Annotated in this window: 1 pseudogene; it reads right to left on the bottom strand. The window is 59.5% G+C overall.

Features of this window, described 5'->3' with window-relative positions:
* Positions 1 to 27 precede the first annotated feature (27 nt).
* Positions 28 to 369, bottom strand: a pseudogene (locus R0J88_RS18865) (hypothetical protein); the annotation flags it as partial.
* Between the last annotated feature and the right edge of the window lie 43 nt (positions 370 to 412).

Raw genomic sequence — 412 nt, 5'->3', positions numbered from 1 at the left:
ATTCTGCTAACCAGTAAGGCAACCCCGCCAGCCTAGCCGGGTCCTCAACGACAGGAGCACGATCATGCGCACCCGTGGGGCCGCCATGCCGGCGATAATGGCCTGCTTCTCGCCGAAACGTTTGGTGGCGGGACCAGTGACGAAGGCTTGAGCGAGGGCGTGCAAGATTCCGAATACCGCAAGCGACAGGCCGATCATCGTCGCGCTCCAGCGAAAGCGGTCCTCGCCGAAAATGACCCAGAGCGCTGCCGGCACCTGTCCTACGAGTTGCATGATAAAGAAGACAGTCATAAGTGCGGCGACGATAGTCATGCCCCGCGCCCACCGGAAGGAGCTGACTGGGTTGAAGGCTCTCAAGGGCATCGGTCGAGATCCCGGTGCCTAATGAGTGAGCTAACTTACATTAATTGCG

It is taken from the genome of Pseudoalteromonas sp. SIMBA_162 (assembly GCF_046535955.1).
Taxonomy (GTDB): Bacteria; Pseudomonadota; Gammaproteobacteria; order Enterobacterales; family Alteromonadaceae; genus Pseudoalteromonas; species Pseudoalteromonas marina.
This window is presented reverse-complemented; position numbering and strand designations above follow the sequence as displayed.